We start from the raw sequence: 244 nt of genomic DNA, 5'->3' as shown, positions 1-244 counted from the left end.
GGTTTTGATGCTGGTCATGGCCTCTATCGCCAACCACCAGCACGGGCAAAAAACCAACATCCGCCCCATCCTGTTCCTCTACCTGCTCGGAACGTTTTCAGCCGCGTTAGCAGCCGTCGTCTTCAGCTTCGCCTTCCCGTCGACACTGCACCTTTCCAGCAGCGCTGGCGATATCGTGCCGCCATCCGGTATTGTTGAAGTGATGCGTAGCCTGCTGATGAGCATGGTTTCCAACCCAATTGAC

General features: G+C 56.1%; 1 pseudogene. It reads left to right on the top strand.

Annotation, left to right across the window (positions count from 1 at the left end):
- Positions 1 to 244, top strand: a pseudogene (locus FDX22_RS20230) (serine/threonine transporter SstT); the annotation flags it as partial.

It is taken from the genome of Citrobacter sp. TBCS-14, assembly GCF_005280805.1.
Classification (GTDB): domain Bacteria; phylum Pseudomonadota; class Gammaproteobacteria; order Enterobacterales; family Enterobacteriaceae; genus Citrobacter; species Citrobacter gillenii.
This window is presented reverse-complemented; position numbering and strand designations above follow the sequence as displayed.